Below are 2,114 nucleotides of genomic sequence, written 5' to 3' on the forward strand. Positions count from 1 at the left end.
AGCTGCTTTAGCAGCTTCGGCGTTTGCGCCCTGGGTAAATACGGCAACGCGTACTGAACGACCGGTACCGTGTGGCAGTACGGTAGCACCGCGCACGTTCTGGTCAGATTTACGAGCATCGATGCCCAGGTTTACAGCTACGTCAACGCTTTCTACGAACTTAGCGGTGGCCAGTTCTTTCAGCAGAGCTACAGCTTCGTTGATGTCGTACTGCTTGGTAGCATCAACTTTGTCACGGATCACGCGCATGCGCTTGGTCAGTTTCATGTATTAATCCTCTACTACCAGGCCCATGGAACGAGCAGTACCTTCGATTGAGCGAGTCATCGCTTCAATGTCAGCACCAGTCATGTCCGCAGCTTTAGTTTCTGCGATTTCACGTACCTGAGTACGTGATACTTTACCTACTTTGTCTTTGTTCGGCTTGCCGGAACCAGACTTGATACCAGCCGCTTTCTTCAGCAGTACTGCTGCCGGAGGCGTTTTGGTAACGAAGGTGAAAGAACGGTCAGAATAAACGGTAATAACAACCGGAGTCGGCAGGCCTTTCTCCAGGGATTCTGTTTTGGCGTTAAACGCTTTACAGAATTCCATGATGTTAACACCCTGCTGACCCAGAGCTGGACCAACTGGCGGGCTTGGGTTTGCCATACCGGCTGCAACCTGCAGCTTGACGTAGGCTTGTACTTTCTTAGCCATGATATTTCCTCTATTGGGTGCAATCGCTCGGTAAAGAGCTCCCCGTGATTAATATTTTACGCGCCGGGCGCATAAAAACAAAAGGCGCGAAATTGTAGGGCAATTTCGCGCCTTTTGCAACCAGTATCCGGTTTCTTACTGCCTGGTCAGCCTTTCTCGACCTGGCCGAAATCCAGCTCGACCGGCGTAGCGCGGCCAAAGATGGAAACAGAAACTTTCAGGCGGCTTTTTTCGTAGTCCACTTCTTCCACCACACCGTTGAAGTCGGCAAACGGGCCGTCGTTGACGCGCACCATTTCGCCTGGTTCGAACAGGGTTTTTGGACGAGGCTTATCGCCAGCGGACTGCAGACGGTTCATAATCGCGTCGACTTCTTTATCGCTAATAGGTGCCGGACGATCGGAAGTACCGCCAATGAATCCCATGACGCGCGGTACGCTACGCACCAGGTGCCAGCTTGCGTCGTTCATGACCATTTGAACCAGAACATAGCCCGGGAAGAACTTGCGTTCGCTTTTGCGACGCTGTCCGCCACGGATTTCAACCACTTCTTCGGTTGGCACCATGACGTCGCCAAAAAGCTCTTCCATGTTATGTAATTTGATATGCTCGCGCAGCGACTGGGCTACACGGCCTTCAAAGCCGGAAAACGCCTGAACGACGTACCAGCGCTTTTTTGGAGCTTCAGACATCTCAGAACCTCAGGCCAGTGATAAACGATACCAGACGGACCAGAATACCATCCAGTCCCCACAAAATCAGTGACATCACGGCAGTAACCGCGGCAACGATTAACGTGGTATGCAACGTTTCCTGACGAGTCGGCCAAATAACCTTGCGAACTTCCGTGCGCGCTTCGCGGGCAAAAGCCAACGTTGCTTTGCCCTTCGTCGTCAGCAGCGCGATACCACCTGCTGCTGCGATCAGGATGACTACGGCCAGCGCGCGCAGCGGGAGGGTAATGTCACGATAATAGTAGTTGCCGACAACGGCCACGAGCAGCAGCAGCGCCACCGCTAACCATTTTACCGTTTCCAGTCCGCGCCCGCTCCCTTGAGCTTCGGTATTAGCACTCATAAACCAACCTGCCACAATAGATCAGAAACTATTTTGCCCCGTAAATACGCGGCAACCGAACCGAATAATGCGCTCAGGCGAAACTCGGCATATAACGCCGTGCAACAGAGCCTGCCTCAGCAATGATTATGGTTGAAAATCACTGATGAGCCAGGTTCTATGTTACAGCGTGCAAAAAGGGCATCAAATGATGCCCTCTTCTTGTGCGTTGCGTCAAATATTATCAGCGATTAAGCGATAACTTTAGCAACAACACCTGCACCAACGGTACGGCCGCCTTCGCGGATTGCGAAACGCAGACCGTCGTCCATTGCGATTGGGTGGATCAGGGTAACAAC

Annotated in this window: 3 protein-coding genes and 2 pseudogenes; all 5 read right to left on the reverse strand. The window is 52.4% G+C overall.

Annotated elements, in window-relative coordinates; all coding sequences use genetic code 11:
- A pseudogene (gene rplA / locus ACETPC_RS23345) lies at window positions 1-267 on the reverse strand (50S ribosomal protein L1); the annotation flags it as partial.
- Window positions 268-270: 3 nt separating this feature from the next.
- On the reverse strand, window positions 271-699 hold the full coding sequence (gene rplK / locus ACETPC_RS23350) for a 50S ribosomal protein L11 (RefSeq protein ID WP_380184830.1): 429 nt from the start codon (window positions 697-699) through the stop codon (window positions 271-273).
- A 146-nt stretch (window positions 700-845) separates the two neighbouring features.
- Window positions 846-1,391, reverse strand: a complete 546-nt coding sequence (gene nusG, locus ACETPC_RS23355) for a transcription termination/antitermination protein NusG (protein ID WP_024966040.1) — start codon at window positions 1,389-1,391, stop codon at window positions 846-848.
- A 1-nt stretch (window position 1,392) separates the two neighbouring features.
- Window positions 1,393-1,776, reverse strand: a complete 384-nt coding sequence (gene secE / locus ACETPC_RS23360) for a preprotein translocase subunit SecE (RefSeq protein ID WP_380184831.1) — start codon at window positions 1,774-1,776, stop codon at window positions 1,393-1,395.
- Window positions 1,777-2,006: 230 nt separating this feature from the next.
- Window positions 2,007-2,114, reverse strand: a pseudogene (locus ACETPC_RS23365) (elongation factor Tu); the annotation flags it as partial.

The organism is Pantoea sp. sgz302252 (assembly GCF_042610525.1).
GTDB lineage: Bacteria > Pseudomonadota > Gammaproteobacteria > Enterobacterales > Enterobacteriaceae > Erwinia.

Bases quoted from the DNA above. Each gene is read 5' to 3' on its own strand.
- rplK (WP_380184830.1), bottom strand. From the start codon at position 699: ATGGCTAAGAAAGTACAAGCCTACGTCAAGCTGCAGGTTGCAGCCGGT.
- nusG (WP_024966040.1), bottom strand. From the start codon at position 1,391: ATGTCTGAAGCTCCAAAAAAGCGCTGGTACGTCGTTCAGGCGTTTTCC.
- secE (WP_380184831.1), bottom strand. From the start codon at position 1,776: ATGAGTGCTAATACCGAAGCTCAAGGGAGCGGGCGCGGACTGGAAACG.